We start from the raw sequence: 858 nt of genomic DNA on the forward strand, positions 1-858 counted from the left end.
TCTCCGGCGGCATGCGCCAGCGCGTGATGATCGCGATGGCGCTCGCCTGCAAGCCGAAGCTGATCATCGCCGACGAGCCCACCACCGCGCTCGACGTCACCATCCAGGCGCAGATCCTCGACCTGCTCCAGGACATGAAGGAACGCTTCGGCATGGCGGTGATGCTGATCACCCATGCCATGGGCGTCGTCGCCGAGACCGCGCAGCGCGTCGTCGTGATGTATGCCGGCAAGGTCGTGGAGGAGGCGGCCGTCGACGAGCTCTTCGGCGATCCGCGGCACCCCTATACGCAAGGGCTGATCCGCTCGATCCCGCGCATCGACCTCGACAGCGAGCACAAGACGCGGCTGGAGGCGATCGGCGGCTCGGTGCCGATCCTGATCAATCCGCCGGTCGGCTGCCGCTTCGCGCCGCGCTGCCGTCATGCCATGAGCGTTTGCACCGAGAAGGAGCCGCTGCTCCGCGAGGTCTCGCCCGGCCACCGCATGGCCTGTCACTTGGGGGATACGCAGTTGGGAGCCGCGCCATGAGCGAACCCTTGCTCCGCGTCAGCGGTCTGAAGAAGCATTTCCCCGTTTTTGGCGGCTTGCTGTCGCGCCAGGTCGCCAGCGTCTATGCGGTCGACGGCGTGTCGTTCTCGGTCAATCGCGGCGAGACGCTCGGTCTCGTCGGTGAATCCGGCTGCGGCAAGTCGACGACGGGGCGCTGCGTGCTGCGCCTGATCGAGCCGACCGACGGCGAGGTCGTGTTCGACGGTCAGGACGTGCGCCAGCTCGGTGGCAACGATCTGCGCGCGATGCGGCGGAACATGCAGCTCGTGTTCCAGGATCCGTTTGCCTCGCTCAATCCGCGCATGAC

Annotated in this window: 2 protein-coding genes; both read left to right on the forward strand. The window is 67.0% G+C overall.

Annotated features, from left to right (window positions below; genetic code table 11):
• On the forward strand, nt 1-530 hold a 530-nt coding region (locus tag AC1D00_RS43350; RefSeq protein WP_477014958.1), incomplete at its 5' end, for an ABC transporter ATP-binding protein.
• Nucleotides 527-858 (forward strand): ATP-binding cassette domain-containing protein (locus tag AC1D00_RS43355; RefSeq protein WP_477014959.1); only part of this gene is annotated, 332 nt, incomplete at its 3' end. The genes AC1D00_RS43350 and AC1D00_RS43355, both read left to right, overlap by 4 nt.

Source organism: Bradyrhizobium sp. P2_E8 (assembly GCF_056403875.1).